Source organism: Hymenobacter koreensis (assembly GCF_039541855.1).
Classification (GTDB): domain Bacteria; phylum Bacteroidota; class Bacteroidia; order Cytophagales; family Hymenobacteraceae; genus Solirubrum; species Solirubrum koreensis.
The window spans coordinates 380,876-402,287 of the sequence record NZ_BAABHA010000004.1; the positions used below are offsets into that span (position 1 = coordinate 380,876).

The 21,412-nt window shown below is 60.4% G+C and carries 12 protein-coding genes; 8 read left to right on the forward strand and 4 right to left on the reverse strand.

What is annotated here, in order from left to right; translation table 11 throughout:
• Positions 1-67: 67 nt before the first annotated feature.
• Both ABD903_RS10470 and ABD903_RS10475 read right to left on the reverse strand, forming a co-directional pair.
• Complete coding sequence (locus tag ABD903_RS10470; RefSeq protein WP_345223962.1) at positions 68-1,999, reverse strand: glycoside hydrolase family 88 protein; 1,932 nt, start codon at positions 1,997-1,999, stop codon at positions 68-70.
• A gap of 193 nt (positions 2,000-2,192) precedes the next feature.
• The gene (locus ABD903_RS10475) at positions 2,193-3,851 is read right to left on the reverse strand and encodes a glycoside hydrolase family 28 protein (RefSeq protein WP_345223963.1); all 1,659 of its coding nucleotides are present in this window, start codon (positions 3,849-3,851) and stop codon (positions 2,193-2,195) included.
• Positions 3,852-4,535: 684 nt separating this feature from the next.
• On the opposite strand from ABD903_RS10475, the gene ABD903_RS10480 reads away from it, so the two are divergent.
• The 4 genes from ABD903_RS10480 to ABD903_RS10495 all read left to right on the forward strand — a co-directional run bounded on the left by ABD903_RS10480 (position 4,536) and on the right by ABD903_RS10495 (position 12,287).
• On the forward strand, positions 4,536-5,045 hold the full coding sequence (locus ABD903_RS10480) for a fasciclin domain-containing protein (protein ID WP_345224183.1): 510 nt from the start codon (positions 4,536-4,538) through the stop codon (positions 5,043-5,045).
• A 183-nt stretch (positions 5,046-5,228) separates the two neighbouring features.
• Entirely contained in the window at positions 5,229-5,969 is a 741-nt protein-coding gene (locus ABD903_RS10485; RefSeq protein ID WP_345223965.1) for a hypothetical protein, read from the forward strand.
• A 161-nt stretch (positions 5,970-6,130) separates the two neighbouring features.
• Complete coding sequence (locus ABD903_RS10490) at positions 6,131-8,455, forward strand: endonuclease (RefSeq protein WP_345223966.1); 2,325 nt, start codon at positions 6,131-6,133, stop codon at positions 8,453-8,455.
• Between the two features lie 172 nt (positions 8,456-8,627).
• Positions 8,628-12,287, forward strand: coding sequence for an alpha-amylase domain-containing protein (locus ABD903_RS10495; RefSeq protein ID WP_345223968.1), 3,660 nt, complete (start codon positions 8,628-8,630; stop codon positions 12,285-12,287).
• A gap of 118 nt (positions 12,288-12,405) precedes the next feature.
• On the opposite strand, the gene ABD903_RS10500 is transcribed toward ABD903_RS10495, so the two are convergent.
• Positions 12,406-12,684: a GNAT family N-acetyltransferase gene (locus ABD903_RS10500; protein ID WP_345223970.1), complete on the reverse strand. Its 279-nt coding sequence runs from the start codon at positions 12,682-12,684 to the stop codon at positions 12,406-12,408.
• Between the two features lie 130 nt (positions 12,685-12,814).
• On the opposite strand from ABD903_RS10500, the gene ABD903_RS10505 reads away from it, so the two are divergent.
• From ABD903_RS10505 to ABD903_RS10515, 3 genes are all read left to right on the forward strand, one after another.
• Complete coding sequence (locus ABD903_RS10505) at positions 12,815-13,009, forward strand: hypothetical protein (RefSeq protein ID WP_345223972.1); 195 nt, start codon at positions 12,815-12,817, stop codon at positions 13,007-13,009.
• A gap of 207 nt (positions 13,010-13,216) precedes the next feature.
• On the forward strand, positions 13,217-14,017 hold the full coding sequence (locus tag ABD903_RS10510; protein ID WP_345223974.1) for a phosphatase PAP2 family protein: 801 nt from the start codon (positions 13,217-13,219) through the stop codon (positions 14,015-14,017).
• A gap of 218 nt (positions 14,018-14,235) precedes the next feature.
• Complete coding sequence (locus tag ABD903_RS10515; protein ID WP_345223975.1) at positions 14,236-15,387, forward strand: Gfo/Idh/MocA family protein; 1,152 nt, start codon at positions 14,236-14,238, stop codon at positions 15,385-15,387.
• A 98-nt stretch (positions 15,388-15,485) separates the two neighbouring features.
• Here ABD903_RS10515 and ABD903_RS10520 read toward each other — a convergent pair whose 3' ends face one another.
• Positions 15,486-17,645 (reverse strand): TonB-dependent receptor family protein, encoded by a 2,160-nt coding sequence (locus tag ABD903_RS10520; protein WP_345223977.1) that lies wholly within the window; start codon positions 17,643-17,645, stop codon positions 15,486-15,488.
• 1,264 nt (positions 17,646-18,909) lie between these two features.
• Between ABD903_RS10520 and ABD903_RS10525 the strand changes: the two genes are divergently transcribed.
• Positions 18,910-21,384, forward strand: coding sequence for a T9SS type A sorting domain-containing protein (locus tag ABD903_RS10525; RefSeq protein WP_345223978.1), 2,475 nt, complete (start codon positions 18,910-18,912; stop codon positions 21,382-21,384).
• Positions 21,385-21,412 lie beyond the last annotated feature (28 nt).

Here is a 21,412-nt window from a genome sequence, read left to right on the forward strand (position 1 = left end):
ACCGTCCATGTCGGTTCCAGGCGTACATCACTCACCACAGTTACGAGCGTTCGGCCCGCACCACGTATTACTTGCCCGCCTGCTGAAGCAGCCAGGTGGCGAGGTCGTTGCCCGCCTGAAAATTCTGGTACTCGGCCGGAATCTTGCGGCCGTCGTTGTATTCGTTGTACAGCCATGGGTCGCCCACGGCCAGCACGGTGCCTTTGCCCAGCTGGGCAGTAGCAATTATCACATGCTCGCCTTGCTTCACGAGCGGCTTGGCCGGACCGGTTAATGCCAGCGTCGACAGCTCTTTCACATAGGCCGTTTTGGCAGTTTTAAACACGCTGTTACCGCCGGTTAAATCCACTTTACCTTGCTCGAATTGGTCCTTCTTTACCATGTTCAGCGAGGTATCGGTGAAACGGATGCCGAAGGACTGCGCCAGCTGATTGAAGTGCTTGATGTCGCAGTTCGAGGTGTCGTTGGCCATTAGCATCAGCACGCCGCCTTCTTTCACCCATTCGGTGAGGGCGCGCACGTCGGCGGCCTGCACGAAGTTGGGCTTGGCGGTTTCCTTCTTGCTGTCCGGATCCACGATGATGAACACGTCGATGCTTTTCAACGAAGCCTTGGTGGGCGCTACGGGTACCGAAACAGTTTTGGCGCCGAAGTCCCGAAACTGCTGGCCCCACAGCTGAAAACCGCCGTGGCTGCGGTCTTCCCAAGTGTAGTGGAAGCGTTCCTGCTCGCCGGTAATAGGGCTCTTGCGGTACTCGTTGTTGAAGTAGTAATCGAGGCCCACGGTTTTGCCCGCGCCGGGCTTGAGGCCGTTGGCCAACTCCATTTCCAGGCTGGCCAGAATGAACGGCCCTACGCCTTTCAGGTCGTTTTTGCGCAGCGGCTCGCTTAGGTAGTACTCGAAGCTGCCGTCGCGGTAAGGCTTGCCGCCGAGGCCGCCCACGCTAACCGTGCCGTTGAAGGCCAAGGCACCGTCGGCTTCGGTGGCTACAAACTGCTTCAGCAGGCCGTCGTAGCCTTTTTGAGCTATCGGAGCGTACTTCTTATCCAAGTAGCCCATGCGCACGCCCTTGGCCAGCATGTACACGAACATGCTGCTGCCGGAAGCTTCGGCGTAGTTGCCTTTGCGCGCGGCTTGATCTACTACCAACGACCACGTGCCGGTTTTGGCATCCTGGTACTTGGCCAGCACGGGCGCTAGGCGCTGTACGTACTTAATCAGCTCTTTACGCTGCGGGTGGTTTTGGGGGAAGTAATCGAGCACGTCCACGAGGGCCATGGCATACCAGCCCATGCCTCGGTCCCAGAAGTTGGGCGACTGGCCGGTTTGCTTGTTAGCCCACTGCTGCTCGCGGCTTTCGTCGTAGCCGTGGTACATGAGGCCCGTTTTGGGGTCGACCAGGTTCTTCTCAATCAGCGCGAACTGCTTGGCCACGTCGTCGAAGCCGGCGGGCTGGTTGAACAGCTGGCTGTACTCGGCGTAAAACGGCTCGGCCATGTACAGGCCGTCGAGCCACATCTGGTTCGGGTAAATCTTCTTGTGCCAGAAGCCACCGGCTTTGGTGCGCGGCTGGCCATCGAGCTGCTTGCGCAAGAGCTGCGCGGCCTTGATGTACTTCTCCGGTTTCGGCACCGACGTTTGGCTGAGCGTGAGCAGCGTGTGGCCGGTGGTGAGGTTATCGAGGTTGTAGTCTTCCAGCTTGTAGGTACGGATGGTACCGTCCTCGCGCACAAACTGGTCGATGTCGTTCTTGATGTAAGTGAAGTAGCGGGCGTCGCCGGTGCGCTGCCACACGCGTTCCATGGCCTTCAGCATCAGGCCCTGCTCGTAGTCCCAGCGGGCCGTTTTGCGGTTGCCGATCAGGATGGAATCGGGGTGCCAGGAAATAAAGGCATCGGTCATGCGCTGCGACATGGGCTTGGCGGCCGGAGCCGTTTGCGCCTGGGCAGTGGAGCCGAGCAGCGTGAGACCGAGCAGTAAACCGGAGAGTTGAATCATCATTCGGAGAGAAGGAATTTCGAACGAAACTCCCCTCCTCAGCTGAGGAGGGGTGCCCGAAGGGCGGGGTGGTTGATAATCGTTGGGCAGCTTGCGCAACGATTGAGTTTACTATCCGGCGCCGGTCAACCACCCCGGCGTCGGCTAAAGCCGCCGCGTCCCCTCCTCGTCTGAGGAGGGGAGTTTCGTGCGTCTAGCGTTGGGAAACCGTCACCGTTTTCTTCGACACTTTGTCGCCGAACTCGATGCTCTTTTTGGCTTGCTTGGTGTCAGTATTCACCAGCTTCACGTCTTTGGAACGGTCGCCGGTTACGCGCATCAGCAGCTCGGCACCGGGGGCGTACTTGATGCCGTCGAGGGTAATGTTCTTGCTGTTCTGCACCTCCATAACGGGCATGGTTTGCTTGGTGAGCAGCGTCACGTTTTTCAGCTTGATGCCGTCGGCCTCTATGCACACCAAACCCTTCTGGCTTTGCAACACGGCGTTTTCGATGCTGATGTTTTTGATGGCCATTTCGGGCAGACCGCGCACCAGAATGGCTGTTTCGGCGCCGTCGCAGGTTACGTTCTTGATCTGAATGTTGCGGAATTGCGGTGTGCCTTCGTTCAACGGCTTGGCCTCTATGACGGGCGGCGCTGCAGACTCACCCACGAGCGGCACGGGGTCTTTGGCCATGTAGTACATGTCGAAAATGATGGCTTGGCCGGGAATGTCCTTCATACTCACGTTCTCGATGAAGATGTTCTCAACCACGCCGCCGCGGCCGCGTGTAGTTTTAAAGCGCAGGCCCACGTCGGTGCCGATGAAGTTCAGGTTAGAAACGTAGATGTTGCGCGCTCCGCCCGACATTTCCGAACCGATGACGAAGCCGCCGTGGGCGTGGTACACCGTGGTGTTGCGGATGATGAAGTTTTCGGTGGGCATCCCCCGTTCGCGGCCCTGCTCGTCGCGGCCCGACTTAATGCAGATGGCGTCGTCGCCCACGTCAAACGTGCAGTCTTCCACGATGCCGTTTTTGCACGACTCCAGGTCCAGGGCGTCGGTGTTCTGGCCGTACTCGGGGCTCAGGGCCGTTACGCCGCGCACAATAATGTCTTCCGACATGAGCGGGTGAATGGTCCAGGCCGGGGAGTTCTGAAACGTAACGCCCTCCAGCAAAATGCGCTTGGAGCGGGCAAACACCAGCATGTCGGGCCGCAGGAAATCCTTGATGTCCTCGTAGTCCTTCACCTCTTTGCCGGGCTTCAGGTAGAAGGCCTCGGGAATGGTGGATCCTTTCAGCGACGAAGCCGACGGGTACCAAGTGTCTTTCTTATCGTTGGTTACGCCGCCGCTGGACACTAGGCGTTTCCACTCGGTTTCGGTGAGCTTGCTCTTTTTCACCATGCGCCAAGTGTGGCCGTTGCCATCGAAAATGCCTTTGCCGGTAATAGCAATGTTTTCGAGGTCCTGGCCGTAAATCTGGGCTTGGTTGCGCACGGCGGCCACACCTTCCCAGCTGGTTTTGATGAGCTTGTAGTCGGTGTGGTTGTCGGTGAACTGCACGAACGCGCCCAAGGCGAGGTGCAAGTTCACGTTCGAGCGCATTTCAATAGGGCCAGTGCGCCAATGGCCGCGCGGCACCAGCACCACGCCCCCGCCCTTCTGGCTAACGGCGTCGATGGCTTTCTGGAAGGCGGCGGTGTTTACGGTCAGGCCATCGGCAACGGCGCCTTGGGTAGCAATGGAAACGGTGTCGGCCTTAAAGCTGGTGGTTTTAACCTTGGGTAAACTGGAAACCTGGGCGCTGGAAGCAGGGCCGGTGAGCAGGGCTCCAACGGTTAAGGCAACAATCGGAAACAGAGTTTTCATAAGCGGGGAATGACTGAACCAAGAGCCGGAACGGTACCTGGCGGAAGCGTACAAACCTTGCTGCCGGCCGGGCGCCCCAGGGTACAAGGAGCCGGTGAAGAGAGGCAGCAATGCCTGTTTCAGGGGTAAGCCGATTTGCCCATTACCAAGAATGACCTTTCTGGGCGGGGGCTTTTCTCATTGGTAAGTTTGAGGTAAACCCGGCATTTCCACCGAATTGGACATTATTATTTGCGCAAACGTTATCGGGAACGTTGCCAAAAACCGGACCGGGACGCGGGTTATTGAATATTGTGGCGCTACTACCTCCCCCACGCCACTGCTAGTCCCCCAAGCTGGCGCCGCTGCCGCTGCGGTTTATTGAACTCTGCCAAGTACAACCGCTCGCGAGCAGCAAGCGTTTTTTCTAGTCTTCCAAAACCAGTTTGCCGGTGGCCTGTTAACTGACTTAATTCTACGGCAGCCGATACCTGGCAACAGCTAAAAGCGGTATTATTTTGACAATCAGCTAGATAATACCGGTTACTGGGTACATACCGTAGAGCTTGTTGTTTCACACCTAAACCCATTTCCATGCTTAAGCACTTGTGCACCGCCGCCACGCTGGCTCTGGCCCTCACGGTAGGCTTCGCTGCCGAAGCCACGGCCCAAACCAAGACCAAAGTAAAAGGCAAGGACCGCCCCATGAAAAGCGGGGCCGGCAAGAGCAACGCCAGCAATGGCGCGGCCGGAGGCATAATGGTGGGCGGCGCCATGATGACGCCCGACAAAGACATTGTGACCAACGCCATAGCCTCTAACGACCACACCACGCTGGTAGCCGCCGTGAAAGCCGCCGATCTGGTGGCAACGCTGCAAGGCCCTGGTCCTTTCACCGTGTTTGCGCCCACCAACGCGGCTTTTAACAAGCTGCCCGCTGGCACGGTGGAAACCCTGGTGAAGCCCGAAAACAAGGCCACTCTTACCAAAATCCTGACTTACCACGTGGTGCCCGGCCGCGTGCTAGCCATGGAGCTGAAAGACGGCCAAACCCTGACTACGGTGCAGGGCGAAACGCTGACCGTGGTAAAAAAAGGCAACAGCGTAATGCTGCGCGACGCCAAAGGCGGCACGAGCACGGTTACCATTCCGAACGTGGTTTCCAGCAATGGCGTCACCCACGTAATTGACACGGTGCTGATGCCGGCCCAATAAGGCAGCTTTAATTTAGGCTTTGCGGGCCGCTTTCACCTGAGGGTGAGGGCGGCCCGCTCTGCGTTTGGGCCTTGCCCGGAGCACAGCCAGGCTTGTTTCTGCGGTTGCGGTATCCTCCGTTGTGAATTGCGCGTATACGCCCCACACTCACTCTTTATAATTCCATTTCAACCCCTCCCTACCATGACTAAGCACTTGATTTCTTCCCTGACCCTGGCGCTGGCAATTTGTTGCGCCGCTTCCGTTGCCGAAGCCCAAACCACCCAAACTTCCTCGGATGGCACCAAGACCAAGACGAAGGAGATGGACGGCAAAATGAAAGTGAAGAACGACGACAACGGCAACGTTAAAATGAAGGGCAAATCGGCCGAAGGCGACAAGATGAAGTCCAAGGTGATGCCAGCTGGTAGCGACATGGGTACGTCGGGCACTACGGGCGGCTCCATGAACTCGTCGGGCAGCATGAGCGGCTCGGGCACTTCCGGCACCACCGATGGCACCTCCACCAGTGGCTCGTCTACGGGCACCATGAGCACCGGCACTTCGGGCAGCATGAATTCTTCGTCGGGCACGATGAACTCCTCGGGCACTTCTACCGGAACCGGCACCATGAGCACGGGCGCCGTACCTTCTACCGGTACCCCCGCCGGTACGGCTGGCACGGGTGTTAACCCCGCCACCGGCACCACCAGCGTAGGTTCTACCGAAGCCGGCAAGCCCAACACTTCGGGCACGGTTAACACGCCGGGCGCCAGCGGCACCTCGGGCAGCATGAGCGGCTCGGGTACCATGAGCACTTCGGGCACTACCGATGGCACCATGAACTCGACCACCACTGCCCCCGCTGACGACATGCGCGTAGGTCGCCGCATGAAGCCCAGCAAGGCCGAGAAGAAAACGAACAAGGAAAACAAGAAGATGTAAGCTACCCTGGCAGCCAGCTTTCTTGTTCAGAACACATTAGCGGCGGACCGCGACGAAAAATCGTCATGGTCCGCCGCTCTTTTTTGGCCCTCCTCGTGCGCCAAGCCAATGATTTTTTGGACCTTTGAAGTCCGTTTTCTCATTCCCTACGGTTCTTTCCTATGAAACACTTCTTCGCTGCATTGCTAGCCTTGGGCCTGAGCCTAGAGCTGGCGTTGGCGCAAACCTTCCCGGCGGTGCCAGCCGCGCCGCCGGCCAGCCTGCAGGACCAAGCGCTGCGTACGTGGCTCACGCAAAACTGGTACGACGGCAAACGCACTGTGCTGAGCTATTCGGCAGCCCGGGCCAAGATGTACAACTACGCCGACAACTTTAATAACACCGTCACGTGCGTGTACTCGGGCTACTCGGTGGCCCGGCCCCTCAACTTCAACAACTCCAGCACGAGCATCACCAACATCAACTGCGAGCATACCGTACCGCAGTCGTGGTTCGATGAGGCGGTGCGCATGCAATCCGACATGCACCACCTGTTCCCGACGGTTATCCAGTGGAACTCGGACCGCGGCTCCGACCCGTTCGCGGAAATTCCCGATGCACAAACGCAGAAATGGATCCGGTTCCTCACCAGCCAATCGACCATTCCCTCGGCCAACATCGACGAATACAGCGAAGACACGAACACGCAGTTCGAGCCGCGCGAAGACCACAAAGGCAACCTGGCCCGGGCCGTGTTCTACTTCTACACCGTGCACGCCGGCCAAACGTTTGATACCGGCAAAGGCATGCTTTCGGCCGTGGGTAACCCGGCCACGCTCTACCAGTGGCACCTGCAGGACCCTGTGGACGCCCGCGAGCAGGAGCGCAACCGCCGCGTAGCCGCCAGCCAGGGCAACTACAACCCCTACATCAACGACCCCTCCCTCGTGGCCCGCGCTTGGGGCTTCCAGCCGGCTGGCCCGGCAGTGAGCTTCGCCGCTGCTTCGGGTAGCATTGCCGAAGGCAACGCCGGCACCACTACATATACGTTTACCCTGACCGCAAACCCGGCTCCCACGGCCGCAGGCACGGTACAAGTAGCCGTAGACCCCATGGCTACCACGGCAACCTCCCCCGCCGACTACACCTTCAGCACCCAAACGGTAACCTTCGCGGCTGGTCAGACTACCCAAACGGTAACCCTGGCCGTGAATGGCGACACCCAGCCCGAAGCCGATGAAACGGTACGCTTAGTGCTGCAGAATGCCACGAGTGGCCTTACCGCCGGTTCGCCAGCTTCTCACGATTTCACCATTACCAACGACGACGGTGCCCCGGCTACGGTGAGCTTTGCCGCTGCGTCGGGTAGCATTACCGAAGGCAACACCGGCACGGTTACTTACACTACCAACGTAACGTTAACGGGCACGGTACCGTCGGCTGGTTTCACGGTTCCGGTTTCGGTGGTTAGCACCAGCTCCACGGCCGGCGCCGCCGACTTTACCCTGAACACCACGCTGCTCACGTTTGCTGCCTCTACCACACCGCAAACGCTGCCCGTAACCGTTACCGTAACGGCCGACGCACTGGCCGAAGGCGACGAGTTGGTAGTGCTGCGCCTGGGCCAACCCAGCAATGCGGTGGTGCTGCTGAGCACCAACCCCGAGCACACCCTCACCATTACCGACGACGACCTGCCGCCCTTGGGCACGCCCTGCACGCGGCCGTTCTTCTCGCAGTACATCGAGGGCGCCGTGGGCAACACCAAGGCCATCGAAATCTTTAACCCGGCTCCGTACGCCATTAACCTGAACGGCTTGCGCGTGCAAACCTTCACCAACGGCGCCAATACCCCGCTGTATACCCTGAACCTCACGGGGATGCTGGCTTCGGGTGAAACCTATGTTATTGCCAATGCTCAGTCGGAGCAAATCGTTATCGACGAGTCGGACATCACCTCCGACGTTACCTTCTTTAACGGCGACGACGCTATTGCTTTGTTCCAGGGCACCGATACGCTCGACGTTATCGGTCGCATTGGACAGGACCCCGGCACCAACTGGCCCATTCCCAGCGGCGGTTCCACGCTCGATAACACCCTTGTTCGTCGGCCCAACGTTAGCCGCGGACAGCCCCGTTGGAACCTAGCCGCCGCCGAGTGGCAGGCCGTGGGCGTGGGCAACTACCAGGGCATGGGCAGCCACACCTCCACGGCTTGCGTTACTACAAGCACGCGTGCGCTGCAAACCGTGCGCGGTGGCTTGTACGTGTACCCAAACCCGGCTTCGGGCCGCGTGCAGGTGCAAGTACCCGGCCTTTCGGCCCGTGCCAGCGCCCATATTCTGCTCGTAGACGCACTGGGCCGTCCGGTTCGACAGCTCACCCAAACCCTGGGCGCCGCCGATATAGCCTCGCTGGAATTGCGCGGCCTTTCGGCCGGGCTCTACCAGGTGGTAGTGGAAGTTGGCTCGAAGCGCTACACCAGCCGTGTGGTGGTGCAGCCCTAATCCAGCTTGATTTTTGGTTAAACCGGCCCCGCTGCAGCATTGCAGCGGGGCCGGTTTTTTTATTAAATAATCAACGCAACTAATAGCGCACTTTGCAATTCTAAACCTCACACTAACTTCGTGGTTACCAACTACCCAACCGACCACCGCCTACTGTTTACTCGCACTGCGAATGAAAAAACTTTACCCTTTCCGTTTGCTGGTTTTGTGGTTTTTATTGCTGACGGCCTGGCCGGTGGCGGGACAAACCACCTCCAAAAAAGTAGTGCTGCAGGCTTTCTGGTGGGACTATTACAACGACACCTACCGCTTTAAGTGGGCCGATTACATTACGGAGTTGGCCCCGCGCCTGAAGAGCATGGGCATTGATGCGGTCTGGATTCCGCCCACGCCCAAAAACAAGAACGCCACCAACGACGTGGGCTACTCCCCCTTCGACCACTACGACCTCGGCGACAAGTACCAGAAAGGCGACACCCGCACCCGCTTCGGCTCGAAAGACGAGTTTTTGCGCATGGTGGCCGTGCTGCACGCCAACGGCATTGAGGTAATTCAGGATGTGGTGATGAACCACGTGGACGGCGCCGGCGGCACCAACGGCTACGGCGGCCTCGACCCCGACGCCTACTCCACCCAAAGCAACGGCGGCTACAAAAGCTTCCGCTACGCTTCCTTTGGCACGCCGGCTCCGCAAGTAGAGTCGGCCACCGAAAGCCAGATTGCCGCCGAGTACCTGAGCCGGCGGGGTAGGTGGTCGAAAAACTACCCCAACTTTCACCCCCACCTGGGCCACAACTCCACCAGCGGGGTTTTCGCCGAGCCCATGTTTGGTCCCGATTTCTGCTTCGGCGACGACGGCGGGGGCAACGGTTACGGCGGCCTGAGTGCCGCCATTACCAGCCAGTTTCCGAACGCCTACGACCCCGTTCAGGGCCCCGGCTACTCGCGCAACGAAGCCCGCAACTGGATGGTGTGGATGAAAAAGCAAACCGGCGTCGACGGTTTCCGCTGGGATGCCGTGAAGCACTTCAGCTACGCCGTGCAGCAGGACTTGAGCTTTAACGTGAAATACAACGCCGGCTGGGCCAACGGCGGCGAAACCATGTTTAACGTGGGCGAGTACGTGGGCGGCAAAGCCGAGCTTGACGGCTACACCAACAGCGTAAACGCGCAGAACGGCGGCTCCGATTTTCTTCTCGGCACCTTCGACTTCGGGCTGCGTGAAGGCATTTACAGCATGGTGTACGGCAACGGCGGCTTCGACATGGGCAACCTGCCCAGCCGGCAACAAGACCGACGCGTGCAGTATTACGCCGGCTCGAACACCTTTGTGCACCGCACCGTGCCCTTCGTGAACAATCACGATACATTCCGGCCGCAGCTCACCAACGGCAACTACTCGGGCTGGAACACCAGCCAAGAGCTGGCCCCGCACATCGACCCGTTCGAGCCGCGCCTGTCGGCCGCTTACGCCGTGGCCCTGGCCGTGGACGGCTCCCCGCAAATCTTCTTCGAAGACCTGTTCAACATTGGCAGCACGGGCAAACGCTTCAACCACGAAGCCACCAGCACCACCGACCTGCCCGTACGCAGCGACTTGGCCAACCTGATCTGGTGCCACCAGAACTTGGAGTTCAAGAACGGCGCCTACAAGGTGCGGTGGCAGGGCCAGGACCTTCTCGTGATTGAGCGCGGCGCCAGAGCCCTCATCGGCATCAACGACAACTGGAACACGTGGCAGGATCAGACGGTGCAGACCGACTTTGCACCGGGCACTAGGTTAAAAGATTACTCCGGCGCAAATGGCACGTCCGAGCGCACTGTTGATGGTACTGGCCGCGTTTACATTAGCGTACCGCCCTGCGACGGCACCGCCCTGCAAGGCCGCCGCGGCTACTCGGTGTGGGCACCGGTGGGCCAAGACAACGACGTGTACCAGCCGCAGCGCGCCGCGGTGACCACCCAGGAATGGGAAATGGCCGACGACCTCGGCGACCTGCATTGCAGCAGCCTCGGGCAGGGCGGCGCTCTGCCCGACAACTCCACCAACCTGCGGGTGGTGGGCAAGATTTACGCGCAGGCCGGACAAGCCATTGGGTACGAGCTGTATCCCAGCATTACCAACAACCCGCACAGCATCACCATCGGGCTCTACGATTTGCAGGGCAACCTGCTTGGCAGCGCCAGCGGCACGGCTTCGGCCATTGGCTCGTTCACATCCACGGTTACGGGCTGGTACGTGCTGAAAGTGCGCAACACGGCGGCCAACACCCCCGGCCAACGCTGCTTCGTGAAGGCCAGCTACACCGCTCCGGCCACGCTCAACACCCGCACGGCCCCGCAGCCCCGCAACGAAGCCGCCATTTGGACCGGCAACAACAACTCCGCCGACCCCGCCGACTGCCGCAACTGGGAAAACGGCGTAGAGCCCACGGCCGCTACCAACGTCCGCATTCCGGCGGGCAGCACGTTTATGCCCGCCCTGAACAGCGGCGTGGTGCAGGCCCGCAACCTTACCCTGGAGCCCGGCGCCACGCTCACGCTGGCTGCGGGCACCACGCTGCGCATCACTGGTAACTTCGACAACCGCGGCACTCTGCTGGGCGAAGGCACCGTGGAGCTGGCCGGTACCACCGCCCAAACCATCAGCGGCAACGCCAGCACCTTCGTTAACCTTACGCTGAACAACCCCGCCGATGTAAGCCTGCTCGCGCCCGTAACCATTACCGGCACGCTCAGCTTTACTAGCGGCCGCCTGGCCCTCGGCAACCAAAACCTGACCCTGGGCCCTGCCGCCAGCATTACGGGCGCTACCGACACCCGCTACCTCGTTACCAACGACCTGGCTGCAGGCGCCGGCTTTCTGATACGCTCCGTGCCGGCCACCAACGTTAGCGTGAGCTACCCGGTGGGCACGGCATCCAGCTACACGCCGCTCAGCATCAGCAACACGGGCGCCGCCGCCAATTTTCGGGTGCGCACGTTTACGGGCCTGTTTCAGCAGGGCAACACCGGCGCGCCCTACGCGCAGGCGCAGCAGTTTGTAAACCGCACCTGGGAAATTGCGCCCAGTGGCAGCGGCGTGTTGGCCAGCGTGACGTTCCAGTGGAATGCCGCCGATGAAAACGCCAGCTTCCGCCGCATGACGGTAGCGGGTTACCGCAACAATGGCAGCAGCTGGCAGCGCCTGAACATGGGGCCGGTAGGCGGCACGGGGCCGTTTACGTTCACGGTCACCGACGTTAGCGCGGCTGGCCGTTTTGCCATCGGCAACGCGGTAAACCCGCTGCCGGTGAGCCTGGCTGAATTCACGGCGCAGCGCCAAGGCAGCGGGGTTCTGCTGACTTGGGCTACGGTCGCCGAGAAAAACAACGCCGGCTTTGAAGTAGAGAAGTCCGCCGATGGGCGCGCCTTCCGCCGCATTGGCCAGGTATCGGGTCAGGGCACCACTGCCGCCCGCCAGCAATACCGTTTCCTCGACGCCGATGCCGCACCGGCCGCCTACTACCGCCTACGCCAGCTGGATACCGACGGCACGGCCACCTTCAGCGCCCCGGTTTTTGTACCATCAAGTGCTGATAGAGCCGTTGCCACCCTGTTCCCAAACCCGACCACCGGCGACGTCACGCTGACTGGCCTGCCTGCGGAAGCGCGCATTAGCGCCACGCTCCGCAGTGCGCACGGCCGCACGTTGCTGGCTTCGGAAACTGCTTCGGCAGCCGAAACCAGCGCCCGGTTGAGCGCGTTCCTGCGCCGCGCGGCGCCAGGCGTGTACCTGCTGTCGGTGGAAGGCACAGGGCCACGACAGGTACTGAAGGTGGTAAAGCAGTAAGCTCCATTTTCCGCATGGAGCCCAGGCACAAGCTGGCCCTGATCTGTACCGTGTTAACGGTGCGGGTCCGGGCCAGCTTGCGTTTCATTTGACTTGCAGTCAGTTGTTTTACAGACTACTAGCCGTCCAGCAAATCTTCGTATTGGGCTTTGTGCCGACTGACGTAAGCGGCCATAAAGCGGCAACTGGTGCGTACGCGCAACTGCTCGTGGCGCGCCCATTCCAGGGCCTGCTTGGCCAGCTGGTCGCCTATGCCCTGGCCGCGCAGGCTCTCGTCGACGTAGGTGTGCTGAAAATCGACGACACCGCTTTCGGGGCGGGCGTAGGTAAGCTCGGCGTCCTGGCCCACTACGGTGAACGTCTGCTCGGCGGGTTCGTGGGTGATACTGATGTTCATGGAATATACAGTAAGAGGCTGCGGTACGGGAGCCTGTTCGGTTATGGCCCACACGTGTCAATCATTTTCAAGAAGCTTACGTAGAAACCTTACGCGGCGCTGCCGCTTGCTCCTATTTCCCCTCGCTCCTATGAAACCCAACACCGACTCCTACTCACAGGCCGCTTCGTCGGCTTCGCTCCCGCCACCGGGCCCGTTCCCCACGCCTCCGGCGGCTTCGCTGGAAGAAATGGATGCGGCCCAGCCCGCTCCGCGCCCAGCCCCGCGTTTTCTGTACTGGGAAACCGTCGATCCGGCCAGCAACAGCCTCTATCCCGTCGATTAATTTCCGCATACCACTCTCGTATTGCAAAGCCCGGCTGTAGTCCGCTACGGCCGGGCTTTTGCGTGCAGGTGCCCGATTTACGGCAGCCGTTAACTGCTTAGGGCAGCCTGATTGGGCGCTCTGGCTGGCTATTCCGCCCGGCGCCGTAATTTCAGCCGATTTTCTTTCACTCTTATGCGTGCTTCGCGTGCGGCGAGGCACTTGCTCATGCGTTTTCCTGCTTCCCTCCTGTTCCTGTTGTGGCTGACTCCGGCCGCGCTGCACGCCCAAACCACGCCCCCAGCTCCCGTTCAGCCCGACACCATTCGCAAGTACGAAAACCCCGGCGGTGTGTCGGCGGCCGTGCCCAAGCCGTGGTACAAGGGCAAGCTGGTGAAGGCCACCATTGTGCCGGCCCTGCTTATTGGCTACGGCGCCAGCACCATTAACGGCAATGGCCTCTACAGCAGCTACGACGCCCGCCGCGACATTCAACGCCAGTTCCCCAACTTCCGGACTCGCATCGACGATTACCTGATTTTCGCCCCCTACTTGGAGTTGGGCGCCGTGGCGCTGGCCGGGGTAGAGTCGCGGCACGACAGGCTGAACACGCTGCTGGTCATCGTTAAATCGGAGCTGATTTACGGGGCCTTGACCTACACCATCAAGAACACCACCAAAATCCGGCGGCCCGATGGCACCACGCGCGACGCTTTCCCGTCGGGCCACACGGCGCAGGCGTTTCTGGCGGCCAGCATTGTGCACACCGAGTTTCGGGAAAAGAGCCAGTGGTACGGCGTGGGCGCGTACGCCATTGCCACGAGCGTGGGTGCCCTGCGCATGCTCAACAACCGTCACTGGCAATCCGATGTGGTAGCGGGTGCCGGCGTTGGCATTCTGTCGGCTCACTTGGGCTACCTCACGCACCGCAACCGGTGGGGACGCAAGCCGAAGCTGGACGGATTGGGGTTTTCTCCTATGTACCAAGACGGCGCCACCGGTTTTGCCCTGGTGTGGCGCCCGCAGTAGCGGCCATGTTTCGGCACCTGACCGGGGTAAGCCCAGTCTGAAGTCAGCAACGATTTCGTTCAACGACGGCGGGTCGGGCAAGCTAAGCTTGCCCGACCCGCTGCGGTTTTGCGCGGGCTGGGTCTAATGACTTTTAGCGCCTTCGGGTGCAGCTGAGTTCCGATGCAACCCCGTCCGGAAACCCCTCGTTAGCCAGGGCTATACTTTCTGTATTGTTGATGAACTCCACCGAATCGCGCCGGCAATTCCTGCGCCAGGCCGGACTGAGCGCCGCCGTAGCCGCGTTGGCCGGGCCGGGTGCGGTAGCGGCCGTGGCCTCACCCCTTACCAACACCATGCAAAACGACGATAAAAAGAAGCTCGGCTGGGCCGTTGTGGGCCTGGGCAAATTCGCCACCGAGCAAATCATGCCCAACTTCAAAGACTGCAAGCACTCCAAGTTGGTAGCCTTGGTAAGCGGCACGCCCGATAAGGCCAAGAAGCTGGCCAAGGAGTACGGCATCGACGAAAAGAGCGTGTACGACTACCAGAACTTCGACAGCATCAAGGACAACCCGGCCGTCGACATCGTGTACATTATCCTGCCGAACTCCATGCACGCCGAGTACACCATTCGTGCGGCGCAGGCCGGCAAGCATGTGCTCTGCGAAAAGCCCATGGCTACGTCGGAGGAAGACTGCAAGAAGATGATTGACGCCTGTAACAAGGCCGGCAAAAAGCTCATGATTGCCTACCGGGCGCAGTACGAGCCCTACAACCTCGACGCCATTGCGCGCATCAAAAAGGGCGAGTTGGGCAAGATCAAGTTTATTACCGCCGACCACGGCCGCCACGTGAAGCCCACCGAAGACAAGGCTGATGTGTGGCGCGTGCAGAAAAAGCTGGCCGGCGGCGGCTCGCTCATGGACATCGGCATTTACTCTCTGAACGCCGCACGCTACCTCACCGGCGAAGAGCCTGTGGAAGTTACCGCCCAGATTTACTCCGACCCCAACGACCCGCGTTTCAAGGAAGTAGAAGACAACGTGGCCTTTACGCTACGTTTTCCCAGTGGCGCGCTGGCTTGCTGCACCAGTTCATACAGCTACCAAAGTGTGAAGCGCGGCCGCATTTTCGGCGAAAAAGCCTGGCTCGACCTCGACCCGATTTCCGACTACTACGAGCACAACATGAAGATCGGGAAGGAAGACGGCGAGATGGAGCCTAAGATTCAGGAAGGCAACCAGTTTGCTGCCGAAATGGACCACATGTCGGAATCGGTAATGCAGAACAAAACGCCCCGCACGCCCGGCGAAGAAGGCCTACGCGACGTACGCTACATGATGGCTATTTACGAAGCCGCAAAAAAGGGCAAGTCGGTAAAAGTATAATCCGCGATTCTGGCACAATTTCTGAACCGTGTCATTCGAGCAAGAAGCCTGCGCCCGTGCGTGGGCTTTTTGCTTTTATCTAATTGACCATTCAGACATTACCAACGCCAGCCCAGCGTGAGGCCGCCGTAGTAGTTGCGCCCCGGCGCAGGCTGAAAATAACGGCTCCCAAACGCGTTCAGATCGTTGCCGAGGCTGTAGCGGCGGTCGGTGGCGTTTTCGATGCCTGCGTACACGTCCACGGCAAGCCGCTCGCGCAAGAGGTTATGGCGCCAGCCCGTGCGGGCCGCAAACGTCCAGTAGCCCGGGGCGTACTCGGTGTTGGCGTCGTTGAGGGGCAGGCGGGCTTGGTGGCTGAGCGTGGGCGTAAGGTAAAAGCCGAGCAGGCCCACGTTGGCGCCAGCGGTGAGCGTGTGGGGTGCGGCTCCGGTTAAGCGGTTGCCGCTGAAATTGTTACCGCCAGATTCATAGCGGCCGAAGAGGTAGTTATTGTAGGCGTAGCTGGCCCACACGCGCAGGCCTTCGTTTTCGCGCAGTTGCATTGGCAGGTCAAAGGTGGGGTCATCAATGACGTTTTCCGAAGGCCGCCACACCCGCCACAGCCAGCCGCTGAGGGCCACCTCGGCCCCACGCTGCCGCGTGTTGCCGGCGTTGGCAAACAGCACCGCGCCCTGCTCGGTGGTACGCGTTACAATGGTCTGGCGCAAGCGGAAATCGTACAGGGCTACATCGAAGGTAACCAGGTCATCCAGCAGCTTGCCGCGGGCGCCTACCTCGTAGCTGGTGCCACGCTCGGCCTGCAGGCTACTGTTTAGGCTGGCATCCGATGGCCGGATTTCCTCTTCCGAAGGCGGCGAGAAGCCCGTACTCACGCTGCCGTACACCGACAGCCGCTGTCCAAACTCGCGCAGTAACGCCACCCGCGGCGACACCTCGGGCCGGAAGTTGCGGGTAATGTTGTAGCTGGTGTTGGGCTGCACGGTGGCGTCTAGCACCCGGTAAATGCGGTAGCGCAGGCGGTTGTAGCTGGCGCCCACGGTCAGCAGAAAATTGGCGGGCAATTCCCAATCGGCTTGGCTGAACGCGAAGCCGGTGGCCGTGCGTACTTCGTCGTCGTAGCGCAGCGGGCCAGGCGTGCCGCCGCGGTTCTGGTAGTTGCGGGCGTTTTCGAAGCCGTTCTGCACCTCGCCCCCAGCCTGCACGCGCAGCGGCCGGCCCAGCAGCAACGTGCGGTAGTTAAACACGGTGCGGCCACCCAAGCCCACCTGCGTGTTCCGCTCAAAATCAACCAGAAACGGCGTGCGAATTACGGCGGCCGTGGTGTAGAGCGTGGTGGTATTCGAGAGGCCCGCCGTGAAACGGTATTCGTGGGTAGCGCCTAGTAAAGCTGTGCGGCTACGGTAGTCGGCGCGCTGCTCCACGGTACCGGGCTGGGTGGCGGTGCTGGGTCGGGCCTGGCGCGGGTTCTGGTAAAACTGGGCGCGGGTGAGGCTGCCCGGTAGTTGGTAAAACAGATCGGAATACAGAACGTGTACGCCTACGGTTTGCTTGTCTGAAATTGCCCACTCGCCGTCCAGCGTCAGCACGTCGCGGCGCTGGGCGCTGTTTTGGCGGTAGCCGTCGAGGGTTTGGCGGGCGTATTGGGCGCGCAGGCTATGGGTGCTGTCGGCGGTTTCGGCGGTGGCAGTATAGCGGCGCAGGCCAAAACTGCCCGCCGTAAAGCCCACCCCGGTGCGGGTGGAGTTGGGCCACGGACGGCGGTTGCTGAGCAGCACCGCGCCGCCCGTGCCGGCCCCGTACACGCTGGCGGCCGGTCCTTTTATAACCTCAATACGCCCAAGTGTACCGGCATCCAGAATATTAAGCGGAGTGCTGCCGCTGGCTTCGGTAAACGGAATGCCCTCGTAGTACACCTTTACATTACGCACGCCAAAAGGCGAGCGAAGCGTACTGCCGCGCACGCTCAGGCGGTAACTGGCGGTGGCCCGTTCTTCCAGCCGCACCCCGGGCAGCGTGTTTACCGCCTGCGTGAGCGAGGCTTCGCTGAACCGCTCGATGGTGCTGGCCCCCACTACCCCCACGGCCGCGGCGGTGCGGCGCAACGGCAGGTTTTGGCCGTAGCCCACCACCGTAGCTTCGGAAAGCCGCACGCCTTGCACAACGGGTTTAGCCACGGTATCGGGCGGGGCAGGCGACTGGGCCAAGGCAGCCGAAACGGGCAGAAACAGCAGGGCCAGCAGCCGGTAAGCAGAACTCATAGGGGAAGGATGGGTGGGGCTTCCCAAACGCGAAAGCCCCGCCCGATGTTTGGGCAGGGCTTTCAGGAGGTACCGTCGCGGAGGGATGCGCGCCCTCATTTCTTTATTCCGAATGTCATTCACTCACCAAAGAAAACTCACTCGGGCAGGACGCGCATCCCTTCGGGACTTGTTATAAAGTACTCGGTAAAAGAGTTTAAGGTTGTACTGCCACGAAAAAAAATCAAGCCGACCTCAACGGTTCTGATGCCGTCAAAAGAAACCGGTCAGGAAGTGTACGCGTCTGGATGGAGGCCGCTTTCAGCAGCCACCATCGATTGGGCTTAGGCAGACAATACCTGCGAAGCCTTTTACACAACTCCATGCGCTGACACATACACTCACTCGCGCATTACTACTTAAACTATTTTAATATTTTTTATTGAAATTTTAACAAAAAGTTTGATTTCAAACGCGCTATTTTATTACATTCAAGTATCGTAATGGTCCTTTGGAAAGCCCCACACCGGCCCTGGCCACGCCATAGGGGCGCATTGCTGAGCACACTAGCTATTGCATCGGGAAGAGCGTTGAACAAAACTGAACTCGTTCACAAAACAACCCCAGGAACCAGCGTACCGCATTTCCCGAAGGCAACCTGCTGGGACCCAACACTGCCAGCCCGACCACGAAACGCGGCGCTTACCCGCTTTTTCCGGGTAACCCGAGTGCAGTGGACCATTTTCTACACCACACTGTTTTTCAGCCGCTTAACCAACCTTGCCAGCCTGCTGATTTCGCTTGCCGCGCCTGTTGCTTTTCTTACGGGCAACCGTTCCCCCTCGCTTTACTGATCCGGTTTAGCCCCCTGAACCAGCTATTTGCTTGTTGGCGCGGCTCTGCCGGTTGAGCCGCCGAGCCCATTCCTGAACTACACCTTTTACCATGGAACACTTTACACGCTGCCCGGCGGGTACAAACGACAGAAAAACATAACCAAGCTACGCCGGGCGTGGCACCACGTTCTGCTGCCATGCGCCGCGTTTTCGCTCAATCCCACTGCTTCACTGCCATCGTTTGCCCAAAAGCCTTGTATAACTGCCCATTATACAAGGGCATAGCCTGCCGTGCACCTGGCTATGCGTTTCCTTCAGTGCCTTTAGCGGGCTGGTATCAGCCGCCTCCACTTTTCCTATGCCTCCTGCCTGCGCCTTCCTGGCTCGGGGCATGCTTTCTATGCTGCCACACCTCCACCATCGCCTTTTGTTTCGCACACCTAAGCGCCATGGACCAACCTGTCTACATCACCCAAAATTTGAACGCCTCTGATTTCGGTGACAAACGAACACACTTACTTTGGCAACAGCTACGGGCCCTGCCCGCAATCTGGCGTCCTTTACTACTGATTACAAGCCTATTTTATCTTAGCCACTCAAGCCTTGCGCAGGACCCGGGCCGGGGCGGCACCGCCGCGGGCTTTGAGGTAGACGCCGATTTTGAGGCCGGCTTTATCCCGCCTTTCTGGACCAACGCCAACTACTCGCCCAACCGCAGCGCAACGGCCGCCGACTGGTCGAAGAACCGCGACGGCAGCGGCACGGCCGTGCTCAAGCAAATAGGCGGCGTATCCGCCGTCGGCCGCTCCGACGACGGGCGCGCCCTTTGGCAGGTCGACGGCAACTGGGGCACGCAGTCGGCCGTGGTGGAGCTATCGACCTTTTCGGGCTCCTCCAACAAAAACGGCGACGCCATCGGTCCGGGCCAAAGCCCTTACTCCGTGCAGCTGGGTGGCGGCGGCCCGCAGAAAAACGACATCACCAACACCTTTCTGCACGCGCGGGTGGTTAACGGGCAAACCTGGCTTTTCTTCGGCGCCGAAACCCGCGCCGTGAACGGGGCCAGCTACCTCGATTTCGAGTACAACCAAGCGGGCTTGCGCATAGTGGGCAACCAGCTTGTGGGCGTGGCGAACAGTAATGCCGTGAGTCCGGCCCGGATTAACGGGCGCACCGTCAACGACTTCCTGCTCGTTATCAACTATACCGGGGGAGGCAACCGCCCGGAGGTGGGCGTGCGCACCTGGCAAGCCAATGGTACCTGGTCCAACGAGCAGCCGCTGGCCACCGGCAACGCCTTCATGACCACCAACCCGGCCGATGTGCGCCCCGTTGCCCCCAATAAATCATTCACCGGCGAGGGGGCCTATGCCAACGTTACGGGCGCGCTGCAGTTCGTGGAAGGAGCGGTTAACATCTCGGCGGTGCCCGGCCTTGCGGCTCTCAACCAATGTTCGCCGCTGGCCACCGTTACGGTCAAAACCCGCTCCTCCCCTTCCTACACTTCCGAGCTCAAGGACTTCGACATCCTGACCTTCTCGCTGGCGCCCACCCCCACGGCAGCCGTGACCACGGCCGCGCCTCAGTGCTTGCCGGCTGGTGGATCGGCCGTTTTCCAGGTTAGCGGTACTTACACCGGCGGCACCCCCGCCTGGAGCGCGAGCGGCGGTACGCTTTCCAATGAGCAGTACAGCAATGGCACGGCCACGGCCACGGTTACCGTTGCCGGGGCCACTACGGCCACGGTTACACTTACCACTACTACCAGCGTGGGCGGCGCCACTTGTTCCTCTGCCGCCGACACCGAAAACCTGGTGGTTAAGCCCACGCCAGGTGTAGATCCTGTAACCCCGCGCATTCACTGCGCCGGTGATGCTGGCTCAGCCATAAATTTTACCAGCTCTGTTAACGGCGCAACGTTTAGCTGGACTTCGTCGGTGGATGTGGGCTTTGGCACCAGCGGCTCGGGCGCCATTAGCGCTTATACCGCCGCTAATGCCACCACGGCTCCGGTGGCAACCACGGTAACGGTAACCGCAACGGCCGATGGCTGCCAAGGCCCGCCGAGCACTTTCACGGTTACGGTAAACCCGCGGCCCGCTACCAACGCCATCGGTAACCGCAACCATTGCACGGGTGAGAGCGGGGCCGCTGTTACGTTCAGCAGCCCCGTGGCTGGCGCCACCTTCGGCTGGACATCGTCGGTAGATGTGGGCTTTGGCACCAGCGGCTCGGGCAACATTGGCGCTTATACCGCCGCTAATGCCACTGCGGCGCCGTTGGTGGCCACGGTAACGGTGACGGCAACCGCTGCCGGCTGCCAGGGCCCGGCCCGTACGTTCACCGTAACGGTAAACCCGGTGGCTGCGGCGCCCAGCGTTACTTATAACGCGCCGGCCTGCAACGAAAGCACCTTCAGCGTGACGGTGAACGGCCCGCAGCAAGGCTCTTACACCCTAACCCGGTTGGGGCATTCGCCCATTACGCTCGTGCGGGCGGCCGGGGCTACCGGACCTTTGGTCTTCACTGGCCTCGCCGCCGGATCGGGGTACAGCGTGTCGTTCACTAACCCGAGCGGCTGTACGTCGAACGCCAATGAGTGTGGCAGCGCGGGCAGGTCTGCCGCCGATGTGCAGTCGCAGCTGGTGCCGCAGCCGCAACGCAGCATTGAAACGGAGGCTTTTCCGAACCCAACCACCTCGGATGCCACCATCAACTTCTCGGTTCCCAAAACCGGGCGCGTAATGGTTCAGGTATACGATGCCATGGGGCGACCGGTCACTACGCTGTTCAACGGCGAGGTTCTGGCCGACGAGACCAAATCGGTGGTACTGAAAGGCGCGGCGTTAGGCAGCGGCACGTACTACTACCGGGTTACGGCCGATGGCAAAACCAAAACCAACCGCATCAGCCTGGTGAAGTAGCACTTGGGATGCTCCTTTGGGTAAAACG